This window comes from Microbacterium sp. zg.Y1084 (assembly GCF_024623595.1).
GTDB classification, from domain to species: domain Bacteria; phylum Actinomycetota; class Actinomycetes; order Actinomycetales; family Microbacteriaceae; genus Microbacterium; species Microbacterium wangruii.
This window is the reverse complement of record NZ_JANJGV010000012.1, coordinates 1-19,170: the sequence shown is the minus strand read 5'-3', so window position 1 is coordinate 19,170 and position 19,170 is coordinate 1. Positions and strand designations below refer to the sequence as shown.

The window sequence follows — 19,170 nt, the reverse complement described above, 5'->3', positions numbered from 1 at the left end:
GGTGCTCACGGTTGCCGTCCTCATCTCGGGTGCCGGGTCCAATCTCCGGGCTCTCCTCGAGGCTGCGGCCGATCCTGCCTTCCCGGCGCGCGTGGTCGTCGTCGGGGCCGACCGCGAGGCCGAGGGTCTGGCCCACGCCGAGGCGTTCGGCGTGCCGAGTTTCGTCATCCCGTGGCGCGGTGCCGCCGCGCGCGACGAGTGGGGGGCGCAGCTCCACGCGCAGCTGGAGGTCTGGAACCCCGACCTCATCGTCCTCAGCGGACTGATGAAGCTGCTGCCCGGCGCCGTCGTGGACGCGTGGTCGCCGCGCATCATCAACACCCACCCCGCCTACCTGCCCGAGTTCCCCGGTGCCCACGGCGTGCGCGACGCGCTCGCCGCGGGCGCGGAGCGAACCGGGGCCAGCGTCATCGTCGTCGACACCGGTGTCGACTCGGGGCCGATCCTCGCGCAGGAGCGCGTGGACGTGCTGCCCGGGGACGACGAGCACAGCCTGCACGAGCGCATCAAGCCCGTCGAGCGCCGTCTGCTGATCGACGTGGTGCGCCGCATCGCCGTCGGTGAGCTGGACCTCGTCGCGGCATCCACACCCTGACCCGGAGGAGTTCCCCATGGCCGCCCCGAGCCACGACCCGTCCCTCTACCGTTCCCGCGACGTCGTCCCGGTGCGCCGTGCGCTGGTGTCGGTGAGCGACAAGACCGACCTGCTGGTGCTCGCCGGCGCGCTCGCCGATGCCGGGGTCGAGATCGTCTCCACCGGCTCCACGGCGGCCACCATCCGTGACGCCGGATACGCCGTCACCGACGTCGCCGCCGTCACGGGCTTCCCGGAGTCGCTCGGCGGCCGGGTGAAGACGCTGCACCCCAGTGTGCACGCGGGCCTGCTGGCCGACCTCCGCTTGGAGGACCACGAGCGGCAGCTCACCGAACTCGGCATCGAGGCGTTCGAGCTCGTGGTCGTGAACCTCTACCCCTTCGTCGAGACGGTCGCCTCCGGCGCGGCCGGCGACGACGTGGTCGAGCAGATCGACATCGGCGGCCCGGCGATGGTGCGCGCCAGCGCGAAGAACTTCGCCAACGTCGCCGTCGTCGTCTCGCCCGAGTCGTACCCCGCCGTCATCGACGCCATCGCCGCGGGCGGCACCACGCTCTCGCAGCGTCGCGAGCTGGCCGCGCGTGCCTTCTCGCACACCGCTGCGTACGACGCCGCGGTGTCGACGTGGTTCGCCGAGCAGACCCTCGCCGAAGAGGGGGACCTCCCCGCCCACCTGACGATCAAGGCCGAGCGGCTGGCGACCCTGCGCTACGGGGAGAACTCGCACCAGCGCGCCGCGATCTACACGACCGTGGGCGGTCACGGCATCGCGCAGGCCACGCAGCTGCAGGGCAAGGAGATGTCGTACAACAACTACGTCGACGCCGATGCCGCGCTGCGCGCCGCCTTCGACCTGATCAAGCCCGCCGTGGCCATCATCAAGCACGCCAACCCGTGCGGCATCGCCGTGGCGGCGCCGCAGGCGCTGGACCCGATCGCCTCGGCCCACCTGCGTGCCCACGAGTGCGACCCGGTCTCGGCCTTCGGCGGCGTGATCGCCGCCAACCGCACGGTGACGCTGAAGATGGCCGAGAACCTGCGCGACATCTTCACCGAGGTCATCGTCGCCCCCGACTTCGAGCCCGAGGCGCTGGAGGTCTTCCGCCTCAAGAAGAACCTGCGCGTGATGAAGCTGCCCGCCGACTGGCGTCAGGAGCCGATGGACGTGCGGCTGGTGTCGGGCGGCCTGCTGCTGCAGGACGCCGACCGGTTCCCCGCCGAGATCGAGTCGCTCGTCGACGGCTGGCAGCTGGTGACCGGGGAGCGCCCGGCCGACGAGGACCTCATGAACCTGTCGTTCGCGTGGAAGGCGTGCCGTGCGGTGAAGTCCAACGCCATCGTGCTCGCCAAGGCTTCGGCCACGGTCGGCATCGGCATGGGACAGGTCAACCGCGTCGACTCGTGCCGGCTGGCCGTGGAGCGGGCGGGCGACCGCGCGACCGGATCGGTCGCGGCATCCGACGCGTTCTTCCCCTTCGCCGACGGTGTTCAGGTGCTGCTGGATGCCGGGGTGCGCACGATCATCCAGCCCGGCGGGTCGGTGCGCGACGAAGAGGTCATCGACGCGGTGCGCAGCGCCGGCGCAACGATGTTCTTCACCGGGGAGCGCCACTTCTTCCACTGACCCCGGTGAGCAGCCGCGTCGCCGGGTGCGTCGTCGGCGCCGCGGAGGCACCGTGCGTCAGGCGGTGGCCCGACCCGCACCCTCCAGCCAGCGCAGCCACACTTCGCTGAGGGTCGGGTACGCCGGCACAGCGTGCCAGAGCCGGTGCAGCGGCACCTCGCCCACCACGGCGACGGTCGCGGCGTGCAGCAGCTCGGCGACGTCGGGCCCCGCGAAGGTCGCGCCGACCAGCACGCGGCGGTCCTCGTCGACGACGGCCCGCGCCTGGCCGCGGTACTCGTCGGCGTGCACGGATGCCCCCGCCACAGCGGCGAGGTCGTAATCGAGCACGCGGACACGCAGCCCGGCCCGCTCTGCGGCGCGCGCGGTGAGCCCGACGGAGGCGATCTCGGGGTCGGTGAAGGTGACCTGCGGCACGGCGGCGTGGTCCGCCGTGGCGACGTGTGCGCCCCACGGCCGGTCCTTCACGTCCTGCCCGGCTGCGCGGGCGGCGATCACGTCGCCGGCGGCGCGCGCCTGGTACTTGCCCTGATGGGTCAGGAGCGCCCGGCCGTTGACGTCGCCGACGGCGTACAGCCAGTCGGTGCCGCGCACGAGCATCGTGTCATCGACGTCGAGCCACTCGCCGGGTGTGAGTCCCACGGCGTCCACTCCGAGGTCGCCGGTGCGGGGGGTGCGGCCGGTGGCCACGAGGACCTCGGCGGCGGCGATCCGCGAGCCGTCGGAGAGGTGCAGCACGGCATCCTGGCCCTCGACGCGCTCGGCGCGGACGACCTCCACACCGGTGCGGATGTCCACGCCCCCGTCGGAGAGCGCCTCGGTGACGAGGTCGGCGGCGAAGGGCTCCATCGTCCCCAGCAGGCGCGAGCGCACGATCATGGTCACCGTGGTGCCAAAGCCGGCATAGGCGGTGGCCATCTCGGCGGCCACGACGCCGCCGCCGAGGATCGCGAGCGACGTCGGCGCCGCGTGTGCGCTCGTGGCGTCGCGGCTGGTCCACGGGCGGATGCCGGCCAGGCCCGGGATGTCGGGCAGGAGCGCCGCCGACCCCGTGGCGACCACGACGGCGCGGCGTGCCTCGAGGTCTGCTGCGGTGCCGTCGGCGCGCGTCACCCGCACACGGCGCGCGCCGGTGAGGGTGGCGTGGCCGCGTACGAGGTCGATGCCGGCACCGCGCAGCCAGTCGACCTGGCTCTCGTCCGACCAGTCGTGGGTGATCCGGTCGCGGCGGCGCAGCGCGGCGGCGACGTCCACCTCCCCGGTGACCGCCTGCCGCGCGCCGTCGACGGCCTGGGCGGCGCGGATCGCGCGGGTGCTGCGCAGCAGCGCCTTGGACGGCATGCACGCCCAATAGGAGCACTCGCCGCCGACGAGCTCTGCTTCGACGATGACGGCGCGGAGCCCCCCCTGCACGGCGCGGTCGGCCACGTTCTCGCCGGTGGCACCGGCCCCGATGACGATGACGTCGTAGTCGCTCATCCCGGCACGCTAGCGCGCCGCGTCGCCGCCGTCACGCGCGATCGTCCCGAAGGAGGAGCGGCGATGCTGCCCGCCGTCTCGCTTTCGGGCGGCTACACCCGGCGCTGACGCCACGCAAGGGGTTGAGCGGCGACTGCGCCGGGTCTCTAATCACGCGTGAACCGCTCGCACCGGCGGGGCTGTCCGCGACGGGGCGGGCGGCCATCGACAAGGGGGCACACCATGCGACGCATCCTCATCACGGCCGGTGCCATGGCCGGCATCCTCACCCTCGCCGCCTGCAGTGGCGGAGGCGGCGGAGGGGAGGCCGGCGACCTCGAGGGGCGAGGAGACATCACCATCTGGTACTCCAACAACGAGGCGGAGATCGCCTGGGGCGAGCAGATGGTGGAGGCGTGGAACGCAGACCACCCCGACGAGCAGGTGAAGGCTCAGGAGATCCCTGCCGGGGCATCCAGCGAAGAGGTGATCGGCGCCGCCATCACCGCCGGCAATGCGCCGTGCCTGATCTTCAACACGTCGCCCGCGGCGGTGCCGCAGTTCCAGAAGCAGGGTGGCCTGGTGAACCTGTCGGAGTTCGAGGACGGCGACGACTACATCGTCGAACGCAGCGGCGACATCGCTGAGCAGTACCGGTCGGAGGACGGCGGCTTCTACCAGCTGCCGTGGAAGGCCAACCCGGTGATGATCTTCTACAACAAGGATCTGTTCAGCCAGGCCGGACTCGACCCGGAAGCCCCCGCGCTGTCGACCTACGACGAGTTCCTCGACACCGCCCGCACGCTGACGGAGGCCGGCGTCGCCCCCTACGCCATCAACCCCGCGCCCACGAGCGAGTTCTTCCAGTCCTGGTTCGACTTCTACCCCCTGTACGCCGCGCAGACCGGCGGCACCCAGCTGGTCGAGGAGGGGGAGGCGACCTTCGACAGCGATGACGCCGTCGCCGTCGCCGAGTTCTGGCGCACCATGTACGACGAGGGGCTGGCCGGACGCGAGCAGTACCAGGGCGATGCGTTCGCCGACGCGCAGGCGGCGATGTCGATCGTCGGCCCCTGGGCGATCGCGGTGTACGGCGACGACGTGAACTGGGGCTCCGTGCCGGTGCCGACCGAGGGCGGGACGGATGCCGCGCAGACCTGGACCTTCAGCGACGCCAAGAACGTGGGCATGTTCACGGCATGCGAGAACAAGGGCACCGCGTGGGACGTGCTGAAGTTCGCCACGAGCGCGGACCAGGACGGCATCTGGCTCGAGGAGACCGGGCAGATGCCGCTGCGAGACAACCTCACGGAGGAGTTCGCGGACTACTTCGACGCCAACCCGGCCTACGCCGCGTTCGGCGAGCAGGCCGCCCGCACCGTCGAGGTGCCGAACGTGCCCAACTCGGTGGAGATCTGGCAGGCGTTCCGTGACGGCTACTCCGAAGCTGTGATCTTCGGCGAGACAGACGTCGACACGTTCCTCTCCGACACCGCCACGCGCGTGAACGAGCTCGCGGCGGGCAGCTGACATGAGCACCGTCGCCCGGCCGGCGAGCGACGCAGACGCCGCGCCGCTGTCTGACGGGGGGACGCGGCGACGACGGTCGGATGCCGCAGCCGTCCGCCGGCGACGGGTGCTCGGTCCGCAGCCGTTCGGCCTGCTGCTGTCGGCGCCCTACCTCGTGTTCGTGCTGCTCGTCTTCGCGTGGCCGATCGTCTTCGCGGTGTGGATGTCGTTCCAGGATTACTTCTTCGCCGCGCCCGGAGCCGACGTGGAGCGGCCGTTCGTCGGCTTCGCCAACTACGCCGCGGTGCTCGGCGACCCCGCCGTCTGGCAGTCCTTCCGCAACGTGGGCGTCTTCCTCCTCATCAACGTGCCGTTGACGGTCGTGCTCTCGATCGTGCTGGCGACGGCGCTGGACCGCGTCGTGCGGGCGCGCACGTTCTTCCGGGTCAGCTACTACGTCCCCTACGTCTCGGCATCCGTCGCCGTCGTGGCGGTGTGGCTGTTCCTGTTCTCGCGCGACGGCCTGGTCAACAACCTGCTCGGCCCGCTCGCGCCCGACCCATCGTGGCTGGTCAACAGCGCGCTGGCGATGCCCACGATCGCCCTGTTCGTGACCTGGAAGGGGCTCGGCTTCTACATCCTGCTGTACCTCGCCGCCCTGCAGAACGTGCCGCGCGAGCTGTACGAATCGGTGTCGATGGACGGCGGGGGAAGGCTGAGGCAGTTCTTCTCCGTCACCGTTCCCGGGGTGCGTCCCGCGACGCTGCTGGTGCTGCTGCTGTCGACCATCACCGGGGCGAACCTCTTCACCGAGCCCTACCTGCTCACCGGGGGCGGTGGTCCCAACGGGGCATCCACCTCGCCGGTGCTGCTGATCTATCAGCGGGGCATCGAGCAGGGCAACCCCGACGTCGCCGCGGCGATCGGGGTGATGCTCATCGTGTTCGTGCTCGTCATCGCGGCGGTGCAGCGCAAGCTCGTCGGCGGGGAGGAATCGTGAAGCATGCACTGGGGAGTCGCATCGCCCTGTATGCGGTGCTGACGATCGGCGCGGTGGCGTTCCTCTTCCCCTTCTATTACATGGTCGTCGGCTCGCTGCAGACCGACGTCGATCCCACCCTCGCGGGGGCGTTCCCGGAGCCCGGCAACCTCACGCTGGAGAACTACGCCAACATCAACGAGCGCATCGACCTGGTGCGCGGTCTCATCAACTCGGGCATCTTCACCGGCGGGGTGCTCATCGGGACGGTGGTGTTCGGCGTGCTGGCGGGGTACGCGCTGGCCGTGCTGCAGTGGCGGGGCCGGCGGGCGACCTTCGCCCTCGTGCTGCTGGTGCAGGTCGTGCCGTTCCAGCTGCTGATGATCCCGCTCTACGTCATGATCGCCCGCGACTACGGTCTCTCCGACAACTACCTCGGCATGATCCTGCCCTTCTTCATCAACTCCACCGCGGTGATCATCTTCCGCCAGTACTTCCTGCAGCTCCCGCCGGATCTGTTCTCGGCGGCGCGCATCGACGGCGCGGGCGAGTTCCGGCTGCTGTGGAACGTGGCGCTGCCCCTGGTGCGGCCGGCGCTCGTGACGGCGGTGCTGCTGACTTTCATCGGGCCGTGGAACGAGTTCCTGTGGCCGTTCCTCATCACGAAGGACGCCTCGATGCAGCCGCTCGCGGTGTCGCTGGCGAACTTCATCTCGAACATCGCGGCATCCACGTCCAACCCCTTTGGGGCGATGATGGCCGGCGCCGTGGTGCTGGCCGCTCCCGCCGTGGCGCTGTTCATCCTGTTCCAGCGCTACTTCACCTCCAACGACCTCGGTTCCGGAGTGAAAGGCTGACCCATGTCCGCATCCGTCACGACATCCGTGCCCTATCGGCTCACCCGGCTGGGGGTCGTCATGACCCCGGATCCCGAGGCGCCCGCCGAGGCGGAGGGGGTGCTCAACCCCGGATCCGGCCGCGGTCCCGACGGGCAGCTGTACCTGCTGCCGCGGCTCGTGGCGGCAGGCAACGTGTCACGCGTGGGGCTCGCGCGGGTCGTCGTGGCGGACGGGGTGCCCGTCGGGGTGGAGCGCGAGGGCGTCGTACTCGCCCCCGATCGCGACTGGGAGCGCGGCGTCGGCAACGCCGGTGTGGAGGACCCGCGCGTCACCTGGATCGACGCGCTCGGCCTGCACGTGATGACGTACGTGGCGTTCGGGCCGCTGGGGCCGCGCACGGCGGTGGCGGTCTCGACCGACCTGCGATCCTGGCGGCGGCTGGGCCCCGTGCTGTTCCGCTATGACGACGATGAGCTCGACACCGACCTGAACCTCTTCCACAACAAGGACGCCGCATTCTTCCCGGAGCCGGTGACCGCGCCCGATGGCACGCCCGCCCTGGCGGTGCTGCACCGACCCATGTGGGATATCGGCCAGACACGCCCGGGACAGGGAGTGCAGGCGCCGGCCGGCGTCCCCGACGGGCGCGACGGCATCTGGATCAGCTACGTTCCGCTCGCGGCCGTGCGGGAGGATCTCGCCGCGGTGACGCTGTGGGAGCAGCACCGCTTCGTCGCGGGGCCACGGTTCGACTTCGAGGAGCTGAAGATCGGCGGCGGGCCGCCGCCGCTGCGGGTCCCCGAAGGGTGGCTGGTGCTGCATCACGGCGTCACCGGTGTCATCACGGAAGCCTTCACCCCGCAGCAGCACGTCACCTACGCCGCCGGCGCGCTGCTGCTCGACGGCGACGATCCCTCCCGGGTGCTGGCCCGCACCGCCGAGCCGCTGCTGGCGCCGGAGATCGCCGAGGAGCGCACCGGCCCGGTGCCCAACGTGGTGTTCCCGACCGCGATCGAACGCATCGAGGGGCGCCTGTTCGTCTTCTACGGCATGGCGGATGCCGCCATCGGCGCGGCAGAGCTGGAGCGGCTGTCATGATCGCCACGACGCGGTGGGCGATGCGCTCGGTGGCCGTCGCGGCGGTGGCGACCGCGGCGGCACTCGTGGCCCCCGCCGCGGCGGTGTCGGCGCCGACGCGGCCGGCATCCGTCCGCACCGTGAGCGCCGACGATGCGGATGCCGCGATCGCGGCGGCATCCGAGGGGCCGCTGACGAACCTCTCCCACCTGGAGTTCCTGCTCGACGAGGTGCAGCCGCCGCCGGCGGTGGCCGGTCACGACACGTATCGGCTGGGTGAGGAGCCCGTGCTCACCATGCCGTGGACGTATGCCGACGCACGCGACGGTGGCGCGTTCGAGCGGGTCGGGGGTGGGCCGCTGGACCCGGCGACGGGGTACTGGGGTCAGGGCGCGTTCAACGCCGATGACATCGCGCGCGCCGCGGTGGTGTACCTGCGCCACTGGCGCCAGACCGACGATGACGCCAGTCGCGACCGTGCGTACGAGCTGCTGCGCTCGACGGCGTACCTGCAGACCACGACGGGCGACAACGCCGGCAACGTCGTGCTGTGGATGCAGCCGGACGGCACCCTCAACCCGTCCGCCGAGCCGGTGGAGCTTCCCGACCCGTCCGACTCCGGACCCAGCTACTGGCTCGCCCGCACGATCTGGGCGCTGGGGGAGGGGTACGCGGCGTTCCAGGAGAGCGATCCGGACTTCGCCGCCTTCCTCGAGGCCCGCTTGAGCCTCGCCCTCGACGCGCTGGAGCGGCAGGTGCTCGTGCGCTACCGGCAGTGGCAGCAGGTCGACGGCGTGCTCGTGCCGGCGTGGCTGATCGTCGACGGGGCGGATGCCTCGGCGGAAGCCGTGCTCGGGCTGTCGGCCCGCGTGGGCGCGGCGCCCGACGACGAACGCGCCGCCCGAGCGCTGCGGCAGCTCTCCGAGGGCATCGCGGCGCTCTCCGCCGGGGATGCGCGCACCTGGCCCTACGGCGCGCTGCTGCCGTGGGCGCTCTCGCGCAGCACGTGGCATGCGTGGGGCGCGCAGATGCCGGCGGCCCTGGCCGTGGCATCCCAGCGGCTGGACGACCCGGGACTGCTGGCGCCGGCCGTGCGCGACGCCGCCGTCTTCACCCCGACGCTGCTGACGGCCGGCGGGCCGGACAACGGGTGGTCGCCGACGCCGGCCGACCGGGTGCAGATCGCGTACGGGGTCGACGCGCGCGTGCAGTCGCTGCTGGCCGTCGCCGATGCGAGCGGGTCGAGCGGGTTCGCCGATCTCGCGGCGATGCAGGCGGCGTGGTTCTTCGGCGCCAACCGCTCCGGCACGACGATGTACGACCGCGCGACCGGGGTCACCTTCGACGGGCTGCAGCCCGACGGCGGCGTCAATCGCAACAGCGGCGCCGAGAGCACCATCCACGGGCTGCTGACGATGATCGCGCTCGATGCGCGCCCCGCGGTGGCCGCGCGCGCCACCGGCATCACGACGGTCGCGGAGCGCGACGGGCTGCGCCTCGTGGAGGCGGAGGCCGCGACCGAGACCTCGGGCGAGGTGCTGCAGCCCGAGCCCTGGACCGGCGAGTCGCTGTGGTCGGGGCAGGCCCTCAGCCTGCCGCCCGGCGGGTACGCGGTGTTCGACGTGGGCATGGGCGAGTCCGGCCGGTGGGTCGAGCCGGTGCTGTGGTCGGCGCCGGGGCAGTCGAGCGTCACGCGCTGGAGCACCGACCGCAAGCCCCTGGGCGAGATCTCGGAGTCGGCGCCGCCGCAGGGCGCGTCGCCGGCCGACGGGATCCTGGCGCCGCACACCCTGCGGCATCCACTCGATCCCCGGCGCGGCACCGTACGCGTCGAGGTGGCGGAGGGGCATCCGCTGATCGACGGGCTGCTGGTGCATCCGTTCGTCTCGCGCCTCGTGCTGACCGGAGATGGACGCACCGAGCTGGTGCACTCCGCCGCGTCGGCGTCGCAGCCGGTGCGGGTGGGTGAGCCCGGCGTGACCTCCGTCGTCACGGTGTACAGCGCCGAGGGCGTGCCGAAGGGGGAGCGGACGATCCGCGACGAGAAGACCGTGGTGCTGCCGACAGGAGGCTTCGCGATCGTGACGTCGTGACGGCACCCGCCGCGACGACGCCGCGCACCGGCGGATGCCGTCTGCGGGCGCGGGGCGGGTTCGTCGCCCGGCTGCGATGTCCGATTTCCGCGAGCCGGCGGGTGCGGGGCGTGGCAGGCTGGGAGCGTGACCGGCTCTGCGATGACCTTCTCCGAGCGGTATCGCGCCATCGACTCGCGCGACGCCCGCTTCGACGGGCAGTTCGTGACCGCCGTGCGCACCACCGGCATCTACTGCCGCCCCAGCTGTCCTGCGCGCACGCCGAAGCCCGGCAACGTCGAGTTCTTCGCCACCAGCGCCGCCGCGCACGAGGCCGGTTACCGCGCCTGCAAGCGCTGCCTGCCCGAAGCCGCCCCGGGCTCGCCGGCATGGGATCTGCGCAGCGACGCCGCCGGTCGCGCCATGCGCCTCATCGCCGAGGGCGTGGTCGAGCGGGAGGGCGTCTCCGGGCTCGCGGCACGGCTCGGCTATTCCACGCGCCACCTCAACCGGCTGCTGACCGCCGAGCTCGGCGCGGGCCCCCTGGCCCTGGCGCGCGCGCACCGGGCCCACACGGCGCGCATGCTGCTGGTGGGCACCGACCTGCCGGCATCCGACGTCGCCTTCTCGGCCGGGTTCACCAGCGTGCGCCAGTTCAACGACACGGTGCGGGAAGTGTTCGGGATGCCGCCCAGCGCCCTGCGTGCGCGACGGCAGCGAGCACAGGCGCCCACGCCCGCGCCGGGCCTGATCGAGCTCACCCTGCCGGCGCGGCAGCCGATCGACCTGGCGGGGCTGTTCGCCTGGATGCACGCCCGTGCCGTCGCGGGCGTCGAGACGGCCACGGCGACCTCGTTCGCACGCACCCTCGCCCTGCCGGGAGGCACGGCCTGGTTCCGTCTGCGCGCCGAGGGCACGCGGCTCCGCCTGGAAGCGCGGCTCACCCGCCTCGGTGACCTGCCCGTGCTCGTGGCGCGCGTGCGCCGATTGTTCGACCTCGACGCCGACCCCCTCGCCGTCGATGAGGCTCTGTCCCGCCACCCCGAACTCGCGGACGCCGTGCAGCGCACCCCCGGCATGCGCGTGCCCGGCGCCGCGGACCCGCACGAGATGCTGATCCGCGCCATGGTCGGCCAGCAGATCTCCGTCGCCTCCGCCCGCACCGTGCTCACGCGGCTGACCGAGGCGCTGGGGGAGCGGATCCCCGAGCACGAGGGCACCGACCGGCTCTTTCCGACGATGGCTGCGATCGCCGAGCACGGAGCCGACGTGCTGCGGGGACCCGCTGCCCGCATCCGCGCGATCACCGGCGCGGCCGCCGCACTCGCCGACGGCACGCTGGTGCTCAGCACCGGGGACGACCCCGTCGCCCAGCGCGAGCGGCTGCTGGCCATGCCCGGCATCGGCCCCTGGACGGCCGACTACGTGCGCATGCGCGTCTCCGGCGACCCCGACGTGCTGCTGCCGGGCGATGTCGCCGCCCGCGCGGGCGCTGCGGCGCTCGGCATCCCGGCCGACCCCGCAGGTCTGGTCGCGTGGTCCGCCCGCACCGCGCCGTGGCGCACCTACCTCACGGCGCACCTCTGGCGCGCCGCCCTGCCGTCCGCCCGCACGGCAACCGTCCCTGCCGCGGCTGCGGAGCGCCTCGGTGGCGAACCGGGCACGCCGCCGGCAGGCCGCAGCCGCCCCGCAACCCCCGTCACGGAAGGAACCGGCGCATGACCGCCCTCATCGAGACCTTCGACACCCCCGACGGTGCGTTCACGATCGTGGCCCGTACCGACGGCGCGGTCCTGGCCGCGGGTTGGACCGCCGACCCCGCGATGCTCGTCGCCCGAATCCACCCCACCCTGCGCCCGGACGTGGTGCGGGAGGGGGGCCTGGGCGCCGCCGATGCCGTGCGGGCGTACTACGCCGACGACCTCACCGCCATCGACGCCGTGCCGGTGCACCAGGCAGGCACCGCCCTGCAGCAGGCGGGATGGACGGCGCTGCGCCGCATCGCCCCCGGCCGCCCGCTCACCTACAGCTCCTTCGCCGCCGCACTGGGCAACCCGCGAGCGGTGCGTGCCGCGGCATCGGTGTGCGCCCGCAACGCCGCCGCGCTGTTCGTGCCCTGCCATCGCGTGCTGCGCGGCGACGGCACCGCGGGCGGATTCGCCTGGGGGGTCGACGTCAAGCGCCGGCTGCTGCGTCGTGAGGCGGAATCCGACATCGACGCCGCGGATCTGTTGCCTTCAGTGTTTTCCCAGGGTTAGGCTGGAGAGCTGTCGCTGTCGCGCGAGCAGCCCGACGCAGATCCTCAGGAGGAAGCCATGTTCCAGGCCGTCACCGCGAAGCCGATCGTGCGCCTCCCGTTCCCCGCCGGTCCCGCGACGCGAGCCTGGTAGGCGCGGACTCCTCCGGGAACACCGCGCGCCTACGCGCCGCGAAGCGCCGCTCACCCCGCCTGCAAGCGGCACCGCCCGGCGGCACCGATGTCCGCCGGCCCCGTCTGGCCGCCCTCGGCATCCTTCTTCTTCTTCCTCCTCATCCCCGTCGGTGTCGCCCTTCTGCGACACCCCGCTTCGGACACCCGCAAGGATCATGACTTCCTCTCCTGAGAGACTCTCCACCCCCCGCGCGCTCCTGCGCCTGCTGCCCTACGCCAAGCCGGTCCTTCCGCGGCTCATCCTCGGCGCCGCGAGCGCCCTGGTCGCGAGCTTGCTGGCCCTGGCCATCCCGCTCGTCCTCGAGGCGCTGATCGACGGCCCCATCGCCTCGGGCGACATCGTGCTGCTCATCTGGGGATCCGTCGGGATCCTCGCGCTGGGCCTCGCCGAGGCGGCGATGGTGTGGCTGCGCCGCTGGTTCGTGCTGGGGCCCGCGACCCTCATCGAGTACGACCTGCGCCACGGGTTCTACGCCCGCCTGCAGCGTCTGCCGGTCTCGTTCCACGACCGCTGGCAGTCGGGTCAGCTGCTCAGCCGCATGATGCAGGACATCAGCATGGTGCGCCGCTGGATGGCGTTCGGCCTCGTGCTGCTGGTGGTCAACGCGCTGACGATCATCGTGGGACTGGCGCTGCTGTTCAACTGGCACTGGCTGCTGGGCACGATCTTCCTCGTGTGCTCCGCACCGCTGTGGTACGCCGGATACCGGTTCGAGAAGACCTACGGCACGCTCGCACGGCGCAGTCAGGACCAAGCGGGCGACCTCGCCACGTCGGTGGAGGAGAGCGTCCACGGCATCCGCGTGCTCAAGGCCTTCGGCCGCGGCAAGCACGCGCTGCAGAAGTTCACCCGTCAGGCGGAGTCGCTGCGCGAGACCGAGCTGAGCAAGGCGCGCTCGGTCGGTTTCATCTGGTTCTGGCTGACCCTCCTGCCCGACATCGCCTTCGCGCTGTGTCTGGCGGCGGGCATCGTGCTCGTGCAGGCGGGCGAGCTGACCGTGCCGGGGCTGCTGGCGTTCTTCGCCATGGCGACGGTGCTGCGCTGGCCGATGGAGTCGATCGGATTCCTCTTCTCCTTCCTCCTCGACGCGCGCACCGCCACCGACCGCATCTTCGAGGTGTTCGACGAGGAGAACACGATCGTCGATCCGGCCGAGCCGGTCACCCTCACCGAGCCGCGCGGCCTGCTGCGGTTCGAGAACGTCCACTTCCGGTATCAGGACGCAGGCCCGGGGGAGCGGGACCTGCTCGACGGCATCGACCTCGAGCTGCACCCCGGTGAGACGATGGCGCTGGTCGGCCTGACCGGATCAGGGAAGACGACCCTGACCACGTTGCCGGCGCGGCTGTACGACGTCACCGGCGGTCGGGTCACCCTCGACGGCATCGACGTGCGCGACCTGACGCTGCGGGAGCTGCGCACCCACGTCGGCATGGCGTTCGAGGACGCGACGCTGTTCTCGCAGTCGGTGCGCGACAACGTGCTGCTGGGCCGCGAGGACCTGGAACCCGGCAGCGACGAAGCCGAGCGGGTGCTGCACGAGGCGCTCGCCGTGGCGCAGGCCGGGTTCGCCCACGAGCTGCCCGACGGCGTCGACACGGTCATCGGCGAAGAGGGCATGAGCCTGTCCGGCGGGCAGCGTCAGCGCCTGGCGCTGGCGCGCGCCGTCGCCGCCCGCCCGGCGGTGCTCGTGCTCGATGACCCGCTGTCGGCCCTGGACGTGGACACCGAGGCACTCGTCGAAGACGCACTGCGCGAGGTGCTCGCCGACACCACCGCACTCGTCGTCGCCCACCGTCCGTCGACGGTGACCCTCGCCGACCGGGTCGCGCTGCTGGAGGGCGGCCGCGTGACCGCGGTGGGCACCCACTCGGAGCTGATGCGCACGAGCGAGCACTACCGTCACGTCATCTCGAGCCTCGAAGACGAAGACTCCCGCGCGCGGGAGAGGGAGGTGAACCTGTGAGCACCGTCACCGGTACCAGCGGGGAAGACCGCTCCGACTACACCAAGGAGGAGAGCCGTGCCGTGCGGCGCCGCTCGCTGCGCCTGCTCGGGTCCCTCGTCTCGCCGCTGAAGGGCCAGCTCGCCCTCGCCGCCGTGGTGCTGGTCGTCTCGACGGCGCTGCGGGTGATCGGCCCCGCACTGATCGCCATCGGCATCAACCAGGCGCTCCCGCGCGTGCTCGACGAGGGCGACTGGATGCCGGCGATCGTGGTCGTGCTGGTCTACCTCGTCGCTGGCATCGGCGGGGCGCTCCTGATCGCCTGGTACGTCGTCATCACCGCGCGTCTTACCCAGGCCGTCATGCTCGACCTGCGCAAGCGCATCTTCGTGCACACGCAGCGGCTGAGCCTGGAGTTCCACGAGTCGTACACGTCGGGCCGCATCATCTCGCGCCAGACCAGCGACCTTGACACCATCCGCGAGCTTCTCGACGGCGGCCTCAACGAACTCGTCTCCGGCGTGCTCTACGGCAGCTTCACCCTCATCGCGCTGCTGCTGCTGGACTGGCAGTCCGGCGTCATCCTCATGGCGATGGGGCTGCCGCTGTACCTGCTGATGCGCTGGTTCTACCTGCGCTCGCAGCTGGTGTACCGCGAATCCCGGGTGGTCAGCGCCAAGGTGATCGTCAAGTTCGTCGAGACCATGACCGGCATCCGGGCGGTGAAGGCGTTCCGCAAGGAGGAGCGCAACGACGCGGAGTTCGGCACGCTGGCCCGCGACTACCGTGACGTCAACATGCGCTCGATCCGCCTGTTCGGCACCTTCGAGCCCGGCCTCATGGCCGTGTCGGCGGTGACGGTGGCCGCTGTGCTGCTGTGGGGCGGCGTCCGCCTGATCGACGGCACGATCGGCCTCGGCACTCTCGCCGTGGTGCTGTACGTGCGCAACTTCTTCGCCCCCCTGGGCGAGGTGGCGTTCTTCCTGAACTCCTACCAGTCCGCCGCCGCCGCGCTCGAGAAGGTGTCCGGGGTGCTGGAGGAGGAGCCCACCGTCCCCGACCCCGCCGATCCGGTGGATCTCTGGCATGCCAAGGGGCACGTCCGCTTCCAGGACGTCGAGTTCGGCTACGCGTCCGGGCGCACCATCCTGCCCGATTTCACGCTGGACATCCCCGCGGGGCAGACCGTCGCGCTGGTGGGCACGACCGGTGCGGGCAAGTCGACGCTCGCGAAGCTCGTGTCGCGGTTCTACGACCCCACCCGCGGCGCCATCACCCTCGACGGGGTCGACCTGCGGTCGCTGCACCCGAAGGACCTGCGCCGCGCGATCGTCATGGTCACGCAGGAGGCCTACCTGTTCAGCGGGACCGTCGCCGACAACATCGCGCTCGGCAAGCCCGACGCGACCCTCGAGGAGATCACCGCGGCCGCGCGCGCGGTGGGGGCGGATGCCTTCATCCGCGCCCTGCCCGACGGCTACGACACCGACGTGAACAAGCGAGGCGGCCGCGTGTCGGCCGGTCAGCGTCAGCTGATCTCGTTCGCGCGCGCGTTCCTCGCCGACCCGGCGGTGCTGATCCTCGATGAGGCGACCGCGTCGCTCGACATGCCGAGCGAGCGCATGATCCAGGACGCGCTGCAGACCCTGCTGTCCGATCGCACGGCGATCATCATCGCCCACCGCCTGTCGACGGTGGCGATCGCCGACCGCGTGCTCGTGATGGAGCATGGCCGGATCATCGAGGACGACACCCCTGCCGAGCTCATCGCCGGCACGGGCAAGTTCGCCCAGCTGCACGCCGCCTGGCGGGAATCGCTGGTGTGATCGCGGGCGGGAGCGGGCGCCGCGCCTGAAGGCGGCATCCGCTCCCGCTCGATCCGGTCAGCCGGGCACCGGCATCCGCAGGCCCTTCGCCGGCGCCCGGGGTATCTTGATATCGAGACAATTGCAGTTCCGGACGGAGAATACGACAGTGACCGAGCCGACCATCATCTACACGTACACCGACGAGGCGCCGGCGCTGGCGACGGCATCGTTCCTGCCCATCGTGCAGGCCTACACCGGTCAGGCTGGGGTGTCCGTCGAGACGCGGGACATCTCGCTGGCCGGCCGCGTGCTGGCCGCTTTCCCCCAGCGTCTGACGACGCAGCAGCAGGTCGGCGACGCGCTCGCCGAGCTCGGCGGCCTCGCGACGCTGCCCGAGGCGAACATCATCAAGCTTCCCAACATCTCCGCCTCCATCCCGCAGCTCAAGGCGGCCATCGCCGAGCTGCAGGCGGCCGGCTACGACATCCCCGACTACCCGGATGAGCCCGCCACCCTCGAGGAGAAGGACATCCGCGCCCGGTACGACCGCATCAAGGGCTCCGCGGTGAACCCGGTGCTGCGCGAGGGCAACAGCGACCGCCGCGCGCCGCTGTCGGTGAAGAACTACGCCCGCAAGCACCCGCACCGCAACAAGCCCTTCGCCGAGGGCTCCAAGACGCGTGTCGCCACGCTCGGCCACGACGACTTCAAGTCCAACGAGACCTCCGTGGTGATCCCCGCCGATGACGTGCTGACGATCCAGCACGTGGCATCCGACGGCACCGTCACCACCCTCAAGGAAGGGCTGAAGGTGCTCCCCGGCGAGATCGTGGATGCCACCTTCCTCTCCGTCGCGGCCCTGGACGCGTTCCTGGCCGACACGCTGCGCGCAGCCGAGGCCGACGACGTGCTCTACTCGGTGCACTTGAAGGCCACGATGATGAAGGTCAGCGACCCGATCATCTTCGGCCACGTCGTGCGCGCCTACTTCGCCGACGTCTTCGCCCGCTACGGCGACCGCATCGCCGCCGCCGGCCTCACGCCGAACGACGGTCTCGGCGGCATCCTGTCGGGCCTGAAGGGCGTCGAGGGCGGCGAGGAGATCATCGCGGCCTTCACCGACGCGATGGCGCAGGGGCCGCGCCTGTCCTACGTCAACTCCGACAAGGGCATCACCAACCTGCACGTGCCGTCCGACGTCATCGTCGATGCCTCGATGCCGGCGCTCGTGCGCAACGGCGGCAAGCTCTGGGGCGCCGACGGCGGCGAGGACGACACCATCGCGGTCATTCCCGACTCGTCGTACGCCGGGGTGTACCAGACCGTCATCGACGACGTCATCGCGCACGGCCCGCTGGACCCCGCCACCATCGGCAGCGTTCCCAACGTCGGCCTCATGGCGCAGGCGGCCGAGGAGTACGGCAGCCACGACAAGACGTTCGAGATCGCGTCGGAGGGCGTCGTGCAGGTGGTGAACTCCGCCGGCGACGTGCTGCTGGAGCACACCGTCGCCCCCGGCGACATCTGGCGTGCGACGCAGACCAAGGACATCGCCGTGCGCGACTGGGTGAAGCTCGCCGTCACCCGCGCGCGCGCCACCGGCGCCCCCGCCGTGTTCTGGCTCGACGCGTCCCGCGCGCACGACGCACAGCTCATCGAGAAGGTCAAGACCTACCTCGCCGACCACGACACCGAGGGCCTCACGATCGAGATCCTCGCGCCGGCCGAAGCCACCCAGTACTCGCTGGACCGCATCCGCAAGGGCGAGGACACCATCTCGGTCACCGGCAACGTGCTGCGCGACTACCTCACCGACCTCTTCCCGATCCTCGAGGTCGGCACGAGCGCCAAGATGCTCTCGATCGTCCCGCTGCTGGCCGGGGGAGGCCTCTTCGAAACCGGCGCCGGCGGCTCGGCGCCCAAGCACGTGCAGCAGCTGCTGAGCGAGAACTACCTGCGGTGGGATTCCCTGGGTGAATTCTTCGCGCTGGCGGCATCCCTCGAGCACCTGGCGACGACGACCGGCAACGTGAAGGCGCAGGTGCTGGCCGACACGCTGGATGCCGCGACCGGCACGTTCCTCGAGCAGGACCGCTCACCCGGCCGCAAGCTCGGCACGATCGACAACCGCGGCAGCCACTTCTACCTCGCGCTGTACTGGGCGCAGGAGCTGGCCCGCCAGACCGCCGATGCCGACCTCGCCGCGGTGTTCGCGCCGATCGCCGAGGCGCTGGCGTCGCAGGAGGAGCAGATCGTCGCCGAACTGAACGCGGTGCAGGGCTCGCCCGTCGACATCGGCGGGTACTACCGCCCCGACGGCGCCCTGGTCGAGGGCGTCATGCGGCCGTCGGAGACGTTCAACGCCGTGATCGACAGCATCGGCTGATCGCCGCCCGCGGCCCCTCCGGGCCGTGAGACCGCAACGGGCGGCCGAGACGATGAACCGTCATCTCGGCCGCCCGTCGTCGTTCAGCCCGCGTGCGGGGTGCCGCGTGGCGCGCCCTTCCGGTTTGGGTCGCGTATCGGTTCCCGAAGCCGCCGCGGGGCCGGTTTGGGTCGCGTATCGGCTCCCGAACCCCCGGATGGGCGGGTTTGGGGCGGGGGTCGGATCCCCGGGGCGCGTGGGTGATCGTGGCCCGTTTGGGTCGCGTATCGGTTCCCGAACCCCGTGGGTGGGCGGTTTGGGTCGCGTATCGGTTCCCGAACCCCGTGGGTGGGCGGTTTGGGTCGCGTGTCGGTTCCCGAACCCCGGGTGGGCGGGGTTGGGTCGCGTGTCGGTTCCCGAATCCCGGGTGGGCGGGGTTGGGTCGCGTGTCGGTTCCCGATCCCGTG

At 71.6% G+C, this 19,170-nt stretch carries 14 protein-coding genes; 13 read left to right on the top strand and 1 reads right to left on the bottom strand.

The window, feature by feature from the left end; translation table 11 throughout:
* Window position 1 precedes the first annotated feature (1 nt).
* Window positions 2-595, top strand: a complete 594-nt coding sequence (gene purN / locus NQ165_RS13560) for a phosphoribosylglycinamide formyltransferase (protein WP_257526414.1) — start codon at window positions 2-4, stop codon at window positions 593-595.
* A 16-nt stretch (window positions 596-611) separates the two neighbouring features.
* A complete protein-coding gene (gene purH, locus NQ165_RS13555; protein WP_257526415.1) occupies window positions 612-2,219 on the top strand; it encodes a bifunctional phosphoribosylaminoimidazolecarboxamide formyltransferase/IMP cyclohydrolase in 1,608 nt (535 codons plus the stop codon).
* A 57-nt stretch (window positions 2,220-2,276) separates the two neighbouring features.
* On the opposite strand, the gene NQ165_RS13550 is transcribed toward purH, so the two are convergent.
* The gene (locus NQ165_RS13550) at window positions 2,277-3,698 is read right to left on the bottom strand and encodes an NAD(P)/FAD-dependent oxidoreductase (RefSeq protein ID WP_257533901.1); all 1,422 of its coding nucleotides are present in this window, start codon (window positions 3,696-3,698) and stop codon (window positions 2,277-2,279) included.
* 222 nt (window positions 3,699-3,920) lie between these two features.
* On the opposite strand from NQ165_RS13550, the gene NQ165_RS13545 reads away from it, so the two are divergent.
* The 11 genes from NQ165_RS13545 (at window position 3,921) to NQ165_RS13495 (ending at window position 18,724) form a co-directional block, all read left to right on the top strand.
* The gene (locus NQ165_RS13545; protein WP_257526418.1) at window positions 3,921-5,207 is read left to right on the top strand and encodes an extracellular solute-binding protein; all 1,287 of its coding nucleotides are present in this window, start codon (window positions 3,921-3,923) and stop codon (window positions 5,205-5,207) included.
* Window position 5,208: 1 nt separating this feature from the next.
* The gene (locus NQ165_RS13540) at window positions 5,209-6,186 is read left to right on the top strand and encodes a carbohydrate ABC transporter permease (RefSeq protein WP_257526419.1); all 978 of its coding nucleotides are present in this window, start codon (window positions 5,209-5,211) and stop codon (window positions 6,184-6,186) included.
* Window positions 6,183-7,022, top strand: coding sequence for a carbohydrate ABC transporter permease (locus tag NQ165_RS13535; protein WP_257526420.1), 840 nt, complete (start codon window positions 6,183-6,185; stop codon window positions 7,020-7,022). The genes NQ165_RS13540 and NQ165_RS13535 overlap by 4 nt, the downstream gene beginning before the upstream one ends.
* 3 nt (window positions 7,023-7,025) lie before the next feature.
* On the top strand, window positions 7,026-8,102 hold the full coding sequence (locus NQ165_RS13530) for a glycosidase (RefSeq protein WP_257526421.1): 1,077 nt from the start codon (window positions 7,026-7,028) through the stop codon (window positions 8,100-8,102).
* Entirely contained in the window at window positions 8,099-10,174 is a 2,076-nt protein-coding gene (locus NQ165_RS13525; RefSeq protein WP_257533900.1) for a hypothetical protein, read from the top strand. The genes NQ165_RS13530 and NQ165_RS13525 overlap by 4 nt, the downstream gene beginning before the upstream one ends.
* Window positions 10,175-10,315: 141 nt before the next feature.
* Window positions 10,316-11,875: an AlkA N-terminal domain-containing protein gene (locus NQ165_RS13520; RefSeq protein WP_257533928.1), complete on the top strand. Its 1,560-nt coding sequence runs from the start codon at window positions 10,316-10,318 to the stop codon at window positions 11,873-11,875.
* Window positions 11,872-12,411 (top strand): methylated-DNA--[protein]-cysteine S-methyltransferase, encoded by a 540-nt coding sequence (locus NQ165_RS13515; RefSeq protein ID WP_257533899.1) that lies wholly within the window; start codon window positions 11,872-11,874, stop codon window positions 12,409-12,411. The genes NQ165_RS13520 and NQ165_RS13515 overlap by 4 nt, the downstream gene beginning before the upstream one ends.
* Window positions 12,412-12,630: 219 nt before the next feature.
* A complete protein-coding gene (locus tag NQ165_RS13510) occupies window positions 12,631-12,756 on the top strand; it encodes a hypothetical protein (protein WP_257533898.1) in 126 nt (41 codons plus the stop codon).
* Window positions 12,740-14,551, top strand: coding sequence for an ABC transporter ATP-binding protein (locus tag NQ165_RS13505; protein WP_257533897.1), 1,812 nt, complete (start codon window positions 12,740-12,742; stop codon window positions 14,549-14,551). Before NQ165_RS13510 ends, NQ165_RS13505 begins: the two co-directional genes overlap by 17 nt.
* On the top strand, window positions 14,548-16,356 hold the full coding sequence (locus tag NQ165_RS13500; RefSeq protein WP_257526426.1) for an ABC transporter ATP-binding protein: 1,809 nt from the start codon (window positions 14,548-14,550) through the stop codon (window positions 16,354-16,356). The genes NQ165_RS13505 and NQ165_RS13500 overlap by 4 nt, the downstream gene beginning before the upstream one ends.
* A gap of 148 nt (window positions 16,357-16,504) precedes the next feature.
* Entirely contained in the window at window positions 16,505-18,724 is a 2,220-nt protein-coding gene (locus NQ165_RS13495) for an NADP-dependent isocitrate dehydrogenase (RefSeq protein WP_257533896.1), read from the top strand.
* Window positions 18,725-19,170: the final 446 nt, after the last annotated feature.